The following is a 16890-nucleotide window of genomic DNA, read 5'->3' as shown; positions in this document are numbered from 1 at the left end:
ATTTCCAAAATTGGAAAAAACTTAAAACTTAGGATTATATAGTTTTCGCCAATTCTGGCGAGAACCTCCGTAACTGATTATGTTTGCTCCCCAATTTTGGGGAGCAAAGGTATAACAGTTAACGAATCATCAACAGTAAATTACAAAAAACCATTTGACAAAGGCTAAAAAATATTATAGCCTAATCTTACAGTGCCTGAAAAACACTAAATACGTAGCGGTCAAATAACCGAAATTTATTTACCGTTCCCAATAATTCGACCTATTACTATGCTGTTTAAGCATGCTTTTTATGTCGGGTGTGGTTATGCTATACAATACTCGCAAGAGGAAGGCATAACGACGGACTACGTACCGTGTTTTTCAGCACCCGACGCCCTTTAAAGGCATAAATGAAAAACTTTAACATACGTAGGAGAAAAACCATGGACGGTTTAATTAATTATATAAATAACGCCCAAAAAGCTAAAAAGAACTCTCAATTAAAACAAGCTCAAGAAAAAGATGTAGCAACATCAGTGTTAACTATGTCTAGTCGTGAGATTGCAACATTGTGTAATAAAAGACATGACCACGTTATGCGTGATATCACTAAAATGCTAGAAGATTTATACTCTGATGGAGGTCTCCCCAAATTTGGGGGCACCTATTTAGATAAGCAAGGTAAGCAACAAAAATGCTATCACCTACCCAAACGCGAATGTTTAATTCTAGTATCTGGTTATAGCACAACACTAAGAGCAAAGATTGTTGACCGCTGGTTAGAATTAGAACAACAGCACGTTATTCCTATAGCTAAACTAGCAATAGAAAATCAAGAAGAAGTTATATATCAATTACCAGCGGATGAAAGAGAGCTACCAATAAGAATAAAAGACTGTATCAGAAAACATGCAGAACAATTATCTAATGTTTACCGTTTGGAAGCTGAAAAATATTTAACTAAGCTTGTATATAATAAGGCTGTAGGTTATCAAAAAGAAGTAAGTTATAGTAAAATCGATAAAGGTTTAAAAACTGTTTTATATCTCGATGTTGTAGATACAGCTTTAGCACAAAACCGTTGGAGTCATCATAGTTTATTCTGTGCGTTAAGGTCTATGCTGGATAAAGATATTAAAGCTATAGAGAAAATACACCTTAGTGCAGACAAGCAACGAGGAAAAGCTATGTAGCAAACAATGAGCCCCGCTTTTATGGTGGGGCTTCATCTGTTGCCAAGCTAGTTAATAAGTTTTAGTTAAACTTAGATATGCAAAGTTTCTTGTGGACTGATTCAGCAAAATAAGATTCAGATAAATTAAAAAATTGTTTTAATATTTCTATTGATAATGGGAGCTCATTTATTAATTCATCAAAAGTAAATTTTCCACTTTTTATAAGTTTTTTGACAACATAATTTAGCAAGAGTGGCTCTTCAAAAGCTAACGCTCCCGGTCCTGAGTCTAGAGGTTCATTTGTTCTCCACTTTTTATAAGAGATTTGTTTTTGTAAATTTAAGATTTGATACTCGTCAAAAATACCTAGTTGTTTACACCTCTGAACCATAGATTGAATTGATACTTTCCATCTAGATTTTAAGTGTATAAAAGACTCTACTTTAGTTGAGTAAATTTCATTTAGAAATGATCGTCTAGGTAATAAAAAAGCTCCAGCAAAATGATCAGCCTCTTTTTCAATTTGCTTAAGTCGTTTAGGGTCATCTAGTTCTTCTTCAGTAACCCAGGTATGTAAGCAAAGATGCGCTAATTCATGGGTTGCGTCAAATCTTCTGCGAACGGCACTTTTTTTATCCGAAGCCAAAAAAATAAAAGGACGATCTCCACTCCAATAAGAAAAAAAGCATCAATGTTTTCTTTTTCAAGAGCTAAATGACAGATAAAAATACCCATTTGCTCCAATAAACCCATAACATTTGAAATTGGTCCAAGTCCTAGACCAAGTTCTTCTCTCAATTTTTCAGCATATTGCTCAATTTCTTCCTTTGTGTAATTATTGGCAACTTTATTTATTGGTTCAAAACTCGGTAATTTAACTTCAGGCAAATTTAGAAAAGGTTCTAATAATTTTACACTTGCAGTAAACCAAGAAGCATAAATTGCACATGCTCTATTTTTCCATTTGTTATCTACACCTTTTTTTCGAAAAAAGTTAGCTCCTTGTTGCCCAAAGACAGGATAGCTAGTATTAGTGAAAAATTTTATGGTTGTTTTTTAGTTCTTGTAATATTTTATGAAATGTTTCTGGGTCAGGAACTCTATTTCCTTTTTCATAATTGGATATTGCCTGTCGGCTGACGTTTATGCGAGCAGCTAACTGTGTTTGTGTCAAACGTGCAATTATCCTAGCTTCAGTTAAGCGATTAGGAACCAAGGCTATCGGTTTTTTTCTAGAGTTAATTTCAATAACTTTAGTATTATTTCTCATGGTTTATTACAGAACTCTTTAATGTTTCTTTTAGTAAGTTCATATCCTCAGGGTTATAACTTGTATTTTCAATTTCAGCTGATGTTCCTGTTACTAGGTGCGGTTCATGAAGCCAGTTATTAGAGACCCACTCCCATTGAGATCGCTTATAGTTTGCGGGAAGACCAATTCTTAAGTCATTTAGAGAATATCCAGATGATGAAAAGGTTAGTATAAAATGAGGATAAGGTTCGTAAATGATATCAGCAAAACAGTTTTCTTGATAGTTAAATAAAGTTTTATTACCTACAAGTTTCTGTTCACGGAATATGGCTTTCTTGGGCGGTTTATTACAATTAGCAACTGAATTTATCGAAAATTTAGAACCATGCCCTATTATTTCTAAATATTTTCCTGTTGGTTTAGCAAAATTTTTCCATCCACACGTAAATGGCAAAATTCCGCTTTCTATGTTACGTTGTATAACAAAATGAACCCCAATAGATAAGAAGTAACTTTTCATGTTATTTACCATTGGTAGTCCTAGCGCAAGATCATCCTTTCTCATATTTCTTATAACTTTATGACCTTCATTAACGCACTGCATTAATATTATCTTATCTTTTATGGGTATTCGGGTCTTTATAAAATCTTCTGGATGTATCATAGTTCTTATTATCTTATTTACTTAAAAGAATAACAGTATCAATATGGAGATAACTGTGTCATTGATACTATAGCAACACTATACGAAAATTACCTTTTTTTGTCAACAACAAAATCTGACCATTTTTGCATTATTTCTCGGCGTTGTTCTAAAAAATCAGTTCTTAAATAAGCCCGTTGTACTTTTTGACCTACTACATGAGATAAAATAGTTTCTGCTATTTCATAAGGGGCTTTTAGTTCTTCTGCTAACCAATTTCTAAGACTAGACCTAAAACCATGAGGACGAGCATCTAAGCCCATATCTTTCATAAATTTAGACATGGTAGCATCAGATATTGGTTTACCTGCTGAACTAGAAAATACTAAATCGTTAACTTTACGTGTTTTTGCTATAGCTAGCACTTCTAAAGCTTGTTTTGATAAAGGTACACGAAAATCACTAATCTTACCTAATTGACCTTTTAAATATTCTGCTGGGATTGTCCAGATATCTCCTTTAATTTGTGACCAACGCATATTACGTATAGAACCACTCCTTACACCAGTTAAAATAAGTAACTTTAAAGCTAAATTACTGATTAACTCATTATTTAAACATTCAAAGAATAACGGTATTTCTTGCCAAGGCATAGAAGGTATATGATTATTGGATTCTAGGCTTTTACCTAATAATATCTTAACGTTGGGAACAGCTAATAAATCTACTTTAAGACCTTTTGCTACAGCATATTTCATAGCTAGGTTAATTCTAGATAATATTTTAGAAGCAGTGTCACTTTTACTTAACCAAAGAGGTTTTAAACAATCGTATAAAATATCTTGATTAATTTTTTCTATTGGCATATTACCAATTTTAGGGAATATGTGTAATTTTAAAGGGCTAAGCCAATCGGATTTGTGATTATTTTTTAAACTAGCTTTCTTACTTTCGAATAAAGCATAAATAATTTTTTCTAAACTATTTTCTTTTTCTTCTGATTTAGATTTAGGTAAAATTCCATCATGAATATTTTTACGTAATATTACTGCTTTTTCTCTTGCCTCTTTTAGGCTAACAAATCGTATAGAGCCTAAACTGATAGTTTTACGTTTACCATTAGCTGAGTAGCGCAAAAACCAAACACCAGCTTTTAGATTGCTTTTTTCTAACCATAATCCACCCCCATCACAATATCTACCTTTAGGAGCATTTTTTACAACAAAATTATTTAACTGACAGTATTTCAAATTCTCACCTTTTTACTTACCATTGAACCGTTAATTTAGATGAAATTATACATAAAACATCTTATGAATTTGAAATTTAAAACTATCATTGAATCCCTAGAAAAGCAAGGCTTTTACTATGGGTTTAAAAGGGTGCGAATCACCTTAAAAAAGGTGGTAAAACGCCTACACCCAATGTCCAACCAAGATACAATTTATCATCACCGTTAATGTTTATTTGTATATCTTTATCTACGGCTTTTTTAATAGAATCTTGAGCATATTCTATCATATCTTTGTTTGGTAAATCATATACGATATTAATTCCACCAGCAATATAAGGTAAAAATTTTCCTAAATCTAACCCAAGTCGCGCACGCAGAGCTCCGTCTAAATAGCTATTCAAGGGTAATTCTATAGGTATAATATAACTGAACTGATTACCACCACTAGTATATTTTGCATAATGAAGATTAGCAGAATTTAATTTAAAAGACGCATCTAATTCTACACCTAAAATTAAATTTTCATTAATTGATTTATTGTAACCCACGAATAAACCCGCTAAAAGAGAATATGGATTAATTGAAGCAAATTGCTGCTTTGGAAATTCGTGACTATCATTATCTATAATTACTGAAATATTTGTCGAAGGCTTAATATATTGATTTTGACTAAATGAATATCGCAAACCAGCATAAGCACCAGACCAATTATTATCTAAAATTTTACTTAAGGTGGTGGCAGAAGTTTGGCTTATTGAGAAAATTGAACAAAGTAAAAGGTAAGAAAAAGCTTTAAATTTCATAGGAGAACTCTATTAATATGTGACTCACTAAAAATAAGAAGGCTGATAACAATGTATGTAGAGTTAGATTTAATAAAGACAATAATAGTTATAGAATAATTATATAGAGCAGTATGTTAGATTATGCTGTTTATGTAGATAAAAGCTTTTATAGTGACAAAAAACATATAATTAAATTTTTACAACGTAATATTTATTACTAATGAATGATTTTATATCTGTTTTTTGACTTTTATTAATTTGCACTGTTTTATAGAATATTTATATGATTAAGTAAGTGGTAAATATCGTTAGTGCTGCTGTTTACATATGCTAAAAATATTAAGTATATTTTTATGTATAAAATAGATAATACTACTTTGTCTAAACTAATATTAATTAGTTCCTATGAGGAATTATAGGAACTAATTTTATTAATATATTTTTTACTCTGTTTTAAGAATTATTAAAAATGTAATATAATAATAAATGTAATGAAAAACCCTAAATAATAGGGTTGTTCATTATAAATAGATTATATTTAGAAATAATAACCTAAGCCGATACGTATATCATGGCTACTAAGATTTTCTAGTCCATATTTTATATGAAAATCTTTATACGCATTGTAATTATCTATAGGTACCGTAGCAGTTATTTCTTTATTTAGGTTAGAATTAATATGATTATAACGATATTCTGCTCTAATAATTAGATTTTGACTGAGTTTATATTCACAGCCTACACCTAAAGTCCAGCCAAGATATAAGTTAGTAATACCTTTAGTTTTTATATCTACAGCTGCTTCATTACTCTCAGGATAAAAATCACTATATTCTATGTTTTTATTGGGTATATTATATAATAGGTTACCCCCGCCAGTAATATATGGTAAAAAATTGCCAAAATTTATTCCTAGACGAACACTAAAAGCAACATCAAAATAACGATTTAAAGGGAGATCTCCAGGGGTGTATTGAGGTTGTTTTGTATTTTTTGGATTTTCATTTTCTATTTTTGGGTATTGTTCATAAGTAAGCTGACTAGCCTTTAATTTAAAGGATGTATTTAATTCAGCACCTAAAATTAAATAATTGTTAATAGCTTTATTATAGCCAAAAAATAGACCCCCTAAATGTGAAGAGTTAGTAATTGAAGGAAAAGTTATCTTAGGAAACTCTTTTGTGGGGGTTTTGTTTGTGGCAGGAGTAATAGATAGTACATTTTTTTTAAAGTACGTTAATATTTCTACCTCTGTCGAAGGATCTTTATATTTATTTTTAGAAAAAGAATATTGCAAACCAAAATAAGCTCCAGACCAACTATTATTTAAAATTCTACTATTAGGTGTTGTGTTTAAGTTAGTTGCATAGGTTTGACTGATGGAGAAAATTGAGTAAAGTAAAAAATAAGAAAAATATCTAAATTTCATAGTAATACCGTAATATAATAAATGAATAATAATGAATAATTAAGTATAATATTATTTAATATTTATTTATTTAAGCATAATTGAAAATATTTCAATGTTAAATATGATTTTTTTAGATTCTTATTAAAAATATAATTTGCATAATTTGTTAATATTTTTACATCAATAGTAAGTTTTGCTTATTAAAATATCCTTTAATAATTAATATATAAGTAATTATTGTTTTATTGATTTTTGTCATATATTAAGAATTTTTTTCTTTAGACCTATTAAAAATATTAATATATTTAATAAGAATATAATATTAATATCAGTTATTTAACATTAACTAGAAGATTTATAACGGTTTTCCGATATTACTTTTGTCTTTTTGAAAGTAATAGCATAGTCGTTAGTCCTGTTAACGCGATCATCGATGTCATTATACTGAAAGAAATCATAAGACCTATAGCGGCAATTAGTCCTGCCATTAGTCCTGAAACAGCTTCAGCTGTATTGGCTAGAGTTGAAAAGGCGCCGAAATTTTTACCTATATTTTTTTGTTCTGAGTATGATTGTATTGTTGTAACAAGTGTTATATCGACAAAAGCACCGCATATACCTAAAGCAAAAGATAGTGGTAAAAGAAAATAAAGCGAGTACAGAGTTATAAAGGACATACTTAACATTATCAAACCGTAAACAAACCAAAACCGCATTAGTTTTGATGGAGACGGCTGACGTATAATATAAGTGTAAATTAGTCCTCCTATAATAGTACCTGACGCTATCAAAGCGAAAAGGTAGCTAGTGAAAATTTCGCTTTTTCCAAAACTAATTGCCACAGCTGGTATAATAAAGCGAAGTACAGAACCGGTAAATAAAATACATATTGCAGAACCACTAATGGAAATAAATAATTCATATTTAGAATAATACATATGTTGTATAGATGAATAGGTATCCTGATACACTTTTTTTATTTTGAAAGGAAATTGTTTTTCTTGACGAAGATCATTAAGCTTTAATATAAGGAGTGCTGAAATAAAATAGGTTAGAGAATTAAACATCAGTACCCAAGATTTATCAACAAACAATAGAAGCAGGGAACATACTAGAGGTCCAGTAACTGAAGCAGTTTCTTCAGCTACCTGTACAATGCTATTAGCACTTGTAAGGTCTTTTTTATCCATCATTTTAAGAATTAAAGTCTGAAAGCTTGGTTGAAAAATACTCCGCCCAATAGTAGTTAGAACAGAGGCTATGATAAGTATAATAATATTTATCATTCCACTCAGATATGTACAAAATAGTAGAACGGTAACTAAAAGGCGCACCCATTCGCTTAGTAATAAATTATTTTTTAGGCGACCATTATCTGCTAGCCAACCACCAACAGGTCCAAAAAAAAGAAACGGGATAAAACGAAAGAAATATACCAAACCAGTTAAAAGATAATTATTACGTGTGGTTTCTAATACAATAAAAATGAAAACCACTTCATAAGCGTAATCTCCAAGTTTTGAAATAAATAAGGATGATAACAATGTATTAAAATGTTTAGCTTTTGGAAAATGCATGTCTTTCAACCTTTATAAGAAATATTTATACTTAGATTTTGCATTTATTGTCTAAAGCGGTTCTATAATCACTGTGCTGGACAAGATAAAATATATATATAATTCTTTTTTAGGTAATAATTTTTCTATATAACTAAGTTATTTATTAGTAAAACGTTTAATCTATTGTTTGCTCAGCTTAAGGCATAAGAATAACATAATATTTGTATACCAGTACTATATAAATTTATTAGATAAATTTTGTTTTTATCTTTAGTAATAAATCATATTCTTTATGTTCTGATAGTTTTTGTTGTAAAGATAATTCTATTTTCATTGTTTTTCGTTGATCTCACTATGATAAGGGCTTTTATATAATTGGTTTCATTTTATCTAAGATGTTATAATGAGAGTTAATAGTAGTGGTAATAATATATTATTTATGGTTTTATTCTTTTATGTATTAATAGCCGTAATATAAAGGGCAGTAATATATGCATTAGTTCTTTCTAGGTAAACTTATATGATTAGTATTATTCTTCGTTTATACACATACCCCAAGCAGATGGTCTAGTTTCTCCTGTTTGGTAGAATTGACGTATTAATTTTATATAATTTAAAAAATCTTTGTTTTCTTCAGCTATTCTATTTGCAGTATTCCAGTCAATCATTTCGCGTTCTTTCGCTGGAATCATAATCTGGCTTTCCGCGGGGTTCTCTATGTCTAGTTTTATAAAGCCAATACCGTGTAGACTGGAAAGAATTCTAAGTTCTTTTAATGTATTATTTCCTTCAATTTCGCTTGCTACTAGATATCCAAAATTTGCCCATGATGAATTACTGACTGTTTGGAAAAATGCTTCTCTTATATTAGAACGATTTATAAGAATCTTTACTTCAAAAGACCAAAGTTTGGTTTGAGTGTCTGAATGTTGTAATACGCAATTTTTTATTTCTTGATGCCAGCTATCACTTAGATCTTGCATACCAACTATATCTGGATAAAGCCATTTATTGCCATTGATACCACGATTGTTACTCGAGCGCTTTTCATCAATACGCTTGCTGTATATTTCAAGTTCTGACCATAAGAAGTCTGATAGAATATTATAAAGATCTTTCTCTTTAGGGGTATTATTTTTCAGTTTTGAATCTGGTGCTATTTCATTTTTTTCAATTTGTCTAATTTCTTCATTGTCACTTGATTTCGTAAAATAATATTGTCGTGGTCTCCCTTCAGTGGTTTTGATATATGGGCTTTTCTTTTGTATTTGTGAACGACGGGCACCTATTTCAGCCACAATTTGACTAATAAGTTTATCTTTACTATCCAGAGGAATGATAATTGCATTTGAGTTTTTTTGTTTTCTTAAGCAAGCGTCGGTATATTCACTAAATATCCAATTAGCAATTTCTCTAGCTGTAAATTTTTTATCAGGATTGTTTTCTAAAAAATTAATCACTTTAGTTGTTAAATTTAATGACATCTTAAAACCTTTTCTTACACAATATTTAATATCAATAATTGTACAACTAGACAAGTGACCGTGTGTATAATAAGTAAAAAATTTAATATTTTATTATTATCTATGGTTATTTTTAGAGTTACAGTAAAAATTTTTGGTAAAAAGTAAGATAATATTTTCTTAAAGATACCTTATATATTAATAGCTTGTAAAAAATTATTTTTAATAACACGGGGCTAATTTTAGGCTGTTAACTGAAATATAGATTTTTTAGCTAGTAGTAATGAATTTTGTAAAAAGCACCATTATAACTATATTGTAGAAATAGCGGGGACTTAATAGAAAAGCTGTAATATGGTAAAATATTTCAAATAGGGATTTTATTAGGATGTTACTATAAGTAGCTTAATAGGTATGTATTTAAGTGGATTTTATGTTTTTGCTTTTGCAGATATTTGTACATTCATTTTTTTATTATGTTGTATTATATGATTTACCTAATAAAGTTTAATAAGTATCTTGCTGGTTTTGGTTATTGATGAAGTATGAGACAAGATATTTATATTATTCAAAGGTCACATTTTTAATAAGTATTAATTAGAAGGTGATTACTCTTATTGTGGCTTAAACAGGAAAATATTAAAGCGAGAAAAGCGCTAGGGCTAAAAGTGTTAAGTTTTTAATATATCGTAGAAATTGATTCATGCTTATTGTTTAAAAACTGCTTTTTTGACATAAAAACATTAGAATTAGCTAAAATAGCTAGTAAAATTCCAAAAAAATACACAATATCTTCTTATTAGAGGAACTTATGTCTTAATTGCGTATTTGTTTAGTAAAGAGATTATATCTTTATAGGAGTGAATATGTTATTTAAGTCAAATAAAAATAATTTAGTATCTTTTAATAAAAGAATAATAGCTAAATTAAGATTAGCCTGTCGAATTTTAGGTTTAAAAAGAAAAAAGTCTAGAAGATCCTTTGGTTTTCCAGGTAAGAATAGTTTGTATGTTATTACCTGTTTAACAATCTCAATTGGCTTATTAGGAGAAGCAACAGCCGCTAATTTATCTTTTGGTGGTGGTAGTAATTTTTCTTCTAATGAGGCTACTCAAGGTACTCCTAGAGCTAGTCATGGAACTATAATATTATCAGGGACTGCTGATCATTGTGGGGTGGATAATATAAAAGGGAGAAGTTCCTTTACTGGTAATTCTATTAGTGCCGAGGAATCCTACCAGCGTTTTATCGACAATCCAGCTTTTAATGGCTATAAGCCATATGGTACATCCGAATCTAGTGTGAATTTTACTGGTGATGGAACTACTACAAATAACGTTGGCTATCAAAGTTCTAAGACTGGAGGTTCAGATAATAGAATGCCAGTAGCTAATGGAGTATATTCTACAAGTATTGGTTGTGGTGCTTATACTACCGGTAATTATTCTACAGCTTTTGGTGCGAATGCCACAGCTCGTGGTGGAGCATCACAAGCTTTTGGAGTTGGGGCTTTAGCTATAGGGCCTGCTAGTATGGCGTTTGGAGTATCTTCAAGGGCAGAGGGGCACTCAAGTATTGCATTAGGACCTTTAGCAGATGCTGGATTAAATTTTTCTGTGGCCATTGGTAAAGGGGCGACCGCAGCTATAAATTCAGGAGATGTAGCTTTAGGTTCAGAATCTACAACAGGTTCGGTAATACGTAATCCAGGAATTAACATTAATGGTGATGTTTATCGTTTTGCTGGAACAGATCCATTTGCTAGTGTGAGTGTTGGAACAAAGAAGAGGCAGCGTGTTATAAGTAATGTTGCAGCTGGGCAGACAGATGCTGATTCAACGGATGCAGTTAATGGCTCACAATTAAACGCAGCTTATAGGGCTCTAGTTGCTTTAAAAAAAACTGCTGATAATACATCTAGTCAATTAGTTAATGCTTTCAGTTCCAAGTCAAGTTATGATGCAGATACAGGTGATATTAAAGTATCTTTAGCCTTTGGTGGTAAAACTTATAATTCATTGCAATCTGTCTTAAATACTATACATTTAGGTAATTATAGTGGTTGGAGTTTTCGTGTTGGTTCTGGTACGGTTGAAAAAGTTGATAATGAGGATGTAATTACTTTTACAGAAGGTAATAATATAAAAATTACTAATGTTGATAAAAATATTACTGTTGCTTTAGCGGATAATTTTACTTTAGATAGTATTCAGATAAAAGATGGTCCAGTAATTAATAATACTGGTATTGATATGGGGGATAAAAAGATTACTAATGTATCTAAGGGTGATATTAGTAATACTTCCACTGATGCGGTAAATGGTGCACAATTATATGAGGTTACTCAGCAAATAACAAACACTAATACCAAATTAGATAATTTTGGTTCTAATTTATCAGCTGCTTTCAGTCCTACTTCCAGTTATGATACAACTACAGGTAATCTTACAGTATCTTTATCCTTTGGTGGTAATAGTTATAATTCAGTTCAATCAGCTTTAGATGCCATACATTTGGGTAATTATAGTGGTTGGAGTTTTCAGGTTGGTACTGGTAATGTTGAAAAAGTTGCTAGTGAGGATGTAGTTACTTTTACAGAAGGTAATAATATAAAAATTACTAATGTTGATAAAAATATTACTGTTGCTTTAGCGGATGATTTTACTTTAGATAGTATTCAGATAAAAGATGGTCCAGTCATTAATAATACTGGTATTAATATGGGTGATAAAAAGATTACTAATGTATCTAAGGGTGATATTAGTAATACTTCCACTGATGCAGTAAATGGTGCACAATTATATGACGTTACTCAGCAAATAACAAATACTAATATTAAATTAACAAATACTAATATTAAATTAGATAATTTTGGTTCTAATTTATCAGCTGCTTTCAGTCCTAATTCCAGTTATGATACAACTACAGGTAATCTTAAAGTATCTTTAGCTTTTGGTGGTAATAGTTATAATTCAGTTCAATCAGCTTTAGATGCCATACATTTAGGTAATTATAGTGGTTGGAGTTTCCGTGTTGGTTCTGGTACTGTTGAAAAAGTTGCTAATGAGGATGTAGTTACCTTTACAGAAGGTAATAATATAAAAATTACCAATGTTGATAAAAATATAACTATCGCTTTATCTGATGATTTTACTTTAGATAGTGTTCATATAAAGGATGGTCCAGTCATTAATAATACTGGTATCGATATGGGTGATAAAAAGATTACTAATGTATCTAAGGGTGATATTAGTAATACTTCCACTGATGCAGTAAATGGTGCACAATTATATGATGTTACTCAGCAAATAATAAATACTAATGGTAAATTAGATAATTTTGGTTCTAATTTATCAGCTGCTTTCAGTCCTAATTCCAGTTATGATACAACGACCGGTGATCTTAAAGTATCTTTAGCTTTTGGTGGTAAGACTTATAATTCAGTTCAATCTGCTTTAGATGCCATACATTTAGGTAATTATAGCGGTTGGAGTTTCCGTGTTGGTTCTGGTACTGTTGAAAAAGTTGCTAATGAGGATGTAGTTACTTTTACAGAAGGTAATAATATAAAAATTACCAATGTTGATAAAAATATAACTATCGCTTTATCTGATAACTTTACTTTAGATAGTGTTCATATAAAGGATGGTCCAGTCATTAATAATACTGGTATTGATATGGGTGATAAAAAGATTACTAATGTATCTAAGGGTGATATTAGTAATACTTCCACTGATGCAGTGACAGGAGGTCAAATTTATGACCTTGCAAATTCAATAGCAAAAATTTTTGGTGGAGGAGCAAAAGTTAACGGTAGCGGGGTAATAGAAGCTCCTACATATAAAATTGGTGGGAAAAATTATGATGATATTGGCAATTTTATTAAAGCATTAAATGAGAATATAGATAGTATTAGGAATAATGTTAAACAAATTGATAAGATGATAACTAATAAAGAGATAAAACAAAAATATGTGAATATAAATTCTGAAAAAGCTGATTCTGTTGCTACGGGTGTAGATAGCGTAGCTATAGGCCCTGATGCTAATTCAACAGGTGCTGGTAGTGTAGCAATTGGTGATGGTGCTAGTGCTTTAACTGATAGTAGTGTAGCAATAGGACAAAATTCAAAGACTCAAGAAACAGCAGGTACAAAACATATTGTGGTACGAGGTAAAGAAGTTTCAGTAGCAGGCGGGGCACCGGTAGGTACGGTATCTGTTGGTGATGCTGGTAAAGAGCGTACAGTTACTAATGTGGCTGCTGGGCGTGTTGCAGCTGATTCTACGGATGCAGTTAATGGAAGTCAATTAAATGCAATAAAAGAAGAGGTTAACAATATTATCGCAGATGGGATTCACTATGATAAAGGTAAAAATAGTGTAACATTTGAGGCGCCGGGTTCAAAGGAACCAGTTCTGTTACGTAATGTTGCAAATGGTATTGAGCTAACAGATGCAGTAAATGTCGGACAATTGAAATCAGGGTTAGATGATATTAAAAGTTATGTCGATGCTCGTTTAGAACATTCACATAATTCCGCATCTGAAGCTGGTGCTGTGGGTCTTGCTGCTGCTTCATTGAGATATGATAATAAACCAGGAAAATTAAGTTTGGGTTTAGGTACTGGTTATTGGAAGGGTGCAACAGCGGTTGCTTTTGGTGCAGGTTACACAAATATGGATAGTTCTATTCGTGGAAATGTAACAGGTTCATTTTCGAATACTGCATGGGGGGTATCAGCCGGGGTAACTTTTACGATAAATTAAATTTAAAATTATTATAGGTAAATAAAGGCCTACAGAAGCTTAATATAAGCTTCTGTAGGCCTTTATGGTTATCTTATATATTTTTTAAAATGACCATAAAATCTTATCTTATAATGATTTAGAGTATATAAAAATTTCAAATTTATAGGATTTTAAATATTTAATTTATCTATACTAACATCTCAATAGTATAAAATGATAGATGTTTGAAAAAGAAATTAGTTAAATAATTTATTTGTAAAAAATGCTTTTAAAGTTAGCTATCGTTATAGCATTACATTGTGGTTAAAAAAACAAGTAAAGTTGGGTTTTGAGTCTTGTATTATTTAATAAATTATAAATCTAATTATAGGTTTAGGCTGTTTGTAATTCGTTGATCCTAGAGAGATTTAAAGAAATGTTATATATCACATTAAAATGTTGGATTAAGTTATGTAATCTAAAATAAGTTTATTTGCTGCATCTGAAGTTATCAATTTTTCATCAGAGATTAGTTATATTTATACAAATCATAAAGTTCAACCATTAGTTTATATTATCCTTTTTACCTTTAATAAAAGATATTTTGAACATTGGCAAGGGGTTGAGATTATAGTACGTGATGATATAAAAATTAAGATGTTGCGATTCAGTGTATCTACCGAGCATACAGCGACTAAACTAAAGAATTAGGGTTATTCATGTCTAACATGAATAACCCTTTTGTTAAGGCTTATATATTTTAGCTTATTATTAGTAAGTAACTCATTCTAATAAGTCTATAAGAAAAGAAAAAATATTATTCATATATTAAATCCATTATAGATATATGTCATCAAAAATAATTAAATTGAAGCTGAGCTTGAAATGAGTGGTAAATATTTTTTATTAAATCCTAAAACAGCTTCACTTTAATTTAGCAGTTGTCCGTATTTTTTCTAAGATAATTTTGTAACTATATTGCATCGGTTAGATTTTTAGCGTTTTTTATCTAGTATTCAATCTTGATATAAATCTAGATAAATGTTACTAACTGTGGTATTGAGAGGGCGTATGTGAGTTAATTGATCTGATAATCGCGCTAATTTTTTAAAATTATGAAAAAGGATAATTTTATGAAAAAATTATTTAACAGGCTCTTTAGTTATGAGTAAAATTTTAACCCTTAAAGAATTAGAGCAGCAGTTATGGATGGCTGCCTATATTATTACTGGTCCTATCGATGCTTCTGATTATAAAACATATATTTTTCCTATTTTATTCTTTAAGCGGATTAATGATGTTTATGATGAAGAATTTGCAGAAGCTATGGAGTTGTATGAAGATGAAGATATTGCTAAGGCTAGTGAACAGCACCGTATTCAAATCCCAAAAGCTTGTAATTGGAATACTATAGTTTCAACTACAAAAGATGTGGGACAAGTCTTGCAAACAGCTTTCCACTGTATAGAAAGCGCGAATCCGCATTTATATGGCATATTTGGTGATGCATCTTGGGGTAATAAAGATCGTTTGCCGGATAGTTTGATTACTCAATTGCTTAATCATTTCCACAAAATTCCGCTAGGTGTGAAAAATGTGCGCGATGACGATATGGGGCGTGCATATGAATTTCTTATTAAGAAGTTTGCTGATAAAGCCAATAAAAAAGCAGGTGAGTTTTATACTCCTCGTACAGTTATACGCTTGATGGTAAATATTCTTGACCCTAAATCAGGCGAAGTTGTTTATGATCCGGCTTGCGGTACAGGTGGTATGTTGCTTGAAACTATACACCATGTTAAGGAATGCGGTGGAGATGCTCGTCGTTTGACATTGAAAGGTCAAGAGAAAAATTTGACTACAGAATCTATAGCTCGCATGAATTTATTTTTACATGGTATGGAAGATTTTCATATTATTCGTGGTGATACCTTACGTGAACCAAAATTTACTGACGGTGATAAGTTGGAAACATTCGATTGTGTCCTTGCTAATCCTCCCTTTAGCCTTGCAGATTGGGGTTATGATAGTTGGATCGCTGATAAATATAATCGTCATATTTATGGTTTAGCTCCTAAGAAGAATGGTGATTTTGCATGGATTATGCATATGTATGCTTCTATGCGTGAAGATAGCGGTAGGATGGCGATAGTTGTGCCGCATGGGGTTTTATTTAGGGGTAATTCTGAGGCTAAAATCCGTGAAGCTCTGATTAAAACTGGCGCTGTGGAATGTGTTATAGGTCTAGCACCGAATCTTTTTTATGGAACTGGTATTTCGGCTTGTATCTTGGTGCTGCGCAAGGATCAAAAAACCTTGCAGCGCAATGAAATTTTATTTATCAACGCAGATGAGATTTATACTAAAGGCCGCGCTCAAAATACTATGAGCGAAGATCAATCTGATGAAATATATGATATTTATAAAAGACAGCATGAAACACCAAAAGTAATTGATGGTGTAAGTCGTTGGGTTTCAATTAGGGAGATTGAAGAGAATGATTTTAATCTCAACATTACACGTTATGTACCAAAGCCATTGGTAGAAGAAACGATATCTATTGAAGATGCTCTTGAAGCTTTTAAACAAAAATTATGCGATCTTGAGCAAGCAGAAGATGAATTAGAGTTATTGTTGAAAAAGGCTGGGTTCTAAC

12 protein-coding genes are annotated in these 16890 nt (G+C 31.0%); 3 read left to right on the top strand and 9 right to left on the bottom strand.

Features of this window, described 5'->3' with window-relative positions:
- Positions 1-527: 527 nt before the first annotated feature.
- The gene (locus tag AB6T46_RS04920; protein ID WP_370932049.1) at positions 528-1175 is read left to right on the top strand and encodes a Rha family transcriptional regulator; all 648 of its coding nucleotides are present in this window, start codon (positions 528-530) and stop codon (positions 1173-1175) included.
- A gap of 61 nt (positions 1176-1236) precedes the next feature.
- On the opposite strand, the gene AB6T46_RS04915 is transcribed toward AB6T46_RS04920, so the two are convergent.
- The 9 genes from AB6T46_RS04915 to AB6T46_RS04875 form a co-directional block, all read right to left on the bottom strand.
- The gene (locus AB6T46_RS04915) at positions 1237-1803 is read right to left on the bottom strand and encodes an ImmA/IrrE family metallo-endopeptidase (protein ID WP_370931041.1); all 567 of its coding nucleotides are present in this window, start codon (positions 1801-1803) and stop codon (positions 1237-1239) included.
- The gene (locus AB6T46_RS04910) at positions 1746-2045 is read right to left on the bottom strand and encodes a hypothetical protein (RefSeq protein ID WP_370931040.1); all 300 of its coding nucleotides are present in this window, start codon (positions 2043-2045) and stop codon (positions 1746-1748) included. Before AB6T46_RS04910 ends, AB6T46_RS04915 begins: the two co-directional genes overlap by 58 nt.
- A gap of 142 nt (positions 2046-2187) precedes the next feature.
- Positions 2188-2427, bottom strand: coding sequence for a helix-turn-helix transcriptional regulator (locus AB6T46_RS04905; protein ID WP_370931039.1), 240 nt, complete (start codon positions 2425-2427; stop codon positions 2188-2190).
- Entirely contained in the window at positions 2417-3073 is a 657-nt protein-coding gene (locus AB6T46_RS04900; RefSeq protein WP_370931038.1) for a hypothetical protein, read from the bottom strand. The genes AB6T46_RS04905 and AB6T46_RS04900 overlap by 11 nt, the downstream gene beginning before the upstream one ends.
- A gap of 89 nt (positions 3074-3162) precedes the next feature.
- Positions 3163-4302: a tyrosine-type recombinase/integrase gene (locus AB6T46_RS04895; protein WP_370931037.1), complete on the bottom strand. Its 1140-nt coding sequence runs from the start codon at positions 4300-4302 to the stop codon at positions 3163-3165.
- A 139-nt stretch (positions 4303-4441) separates the two neighbouring features.
- On the bottom strand, positions 4442-5089 hold the full coding sequence (locus tag AB6T46_RS04890; RefSeq protein ID WP_370931036.1) for an outer membrane protein: 648 nt from the start codon (positions 5087-5089) through the stop codon (positions 4442-4444).
- A gap of 520 nt (positions 5090-5609) precedes the next feature.
- Complete coding sequence (locus AB6T46_RS04885) at positions 5610-6500, bottom strand: outer membrane protein (RefSeq protein WP_370931035.1); 891 nt, start codon at positions 6498-6500, stop codon at positions 5610-5612.
- Between the two features lie 356 nt (positions 6501-6856).
- Entirely contained in the window at positions 6857-8059 is a 1203-nt protein-coding gene (locus tag AB6T46_RS04880) for an MFS transporter (RefSeq protein ID WP_370931034.1), read from the bottom strand.
- Positions 8060-8571: 512 nt separating this feature from the next.
- Positions 8572-9525, bottom strand: coding sequence for a COG2958 family protein (locus AB6T46_RS04875; RefSeq protein ID WP_370931033.1), 954 nt, complete (start codon positions 9523-9525; stop codon positions 8572-8574).
- Between the two features lie 845 nt (positions 9526-10370).
- Between AB6T46_RS04875 and AB6T46_RS04870 the strand changes: the two genes are divergently transcribed.
- Both AB6T46_RS04870 and AB6T46_RS04865 read left to right on the top strand, forming a co-directional pair.
- Positions 10371-14273, top strand: coding sequence for a YadA-like family protein (locus AB6T46_RS04870; protein WP_370931032.1), 3903 nt, complete (start codon positions 10371-10373; stop codon positions 14271-14273).
- 1125 nt (positions 14274-15398) lie between these two features.
- A complete protein-coding gene (locus AB6T46_RS04865; RefSeq protein ID WP_370931031.1) occupies positions 15399-16889 on the top strand; it encodes an N-6 DNA methylase in 1491 nt (496 codons plus the stop codon).
- The last annotated feature ends 1 nt before the right edge of the window (position 16890 follow it).

The organism is Bartonella sp. DGB1, from assembly GCF_041345015.1.
Classification (GTDB): Bacteria; Pseudomonadota; Alphaproteobacteria; order Rhizobiales; family Rhizobiaceae; genus DGB1.
Note: the sequence above shows the minus strand (reverse complement) of the source record. Positions and strands in the feature narration are given on the sequence as shown.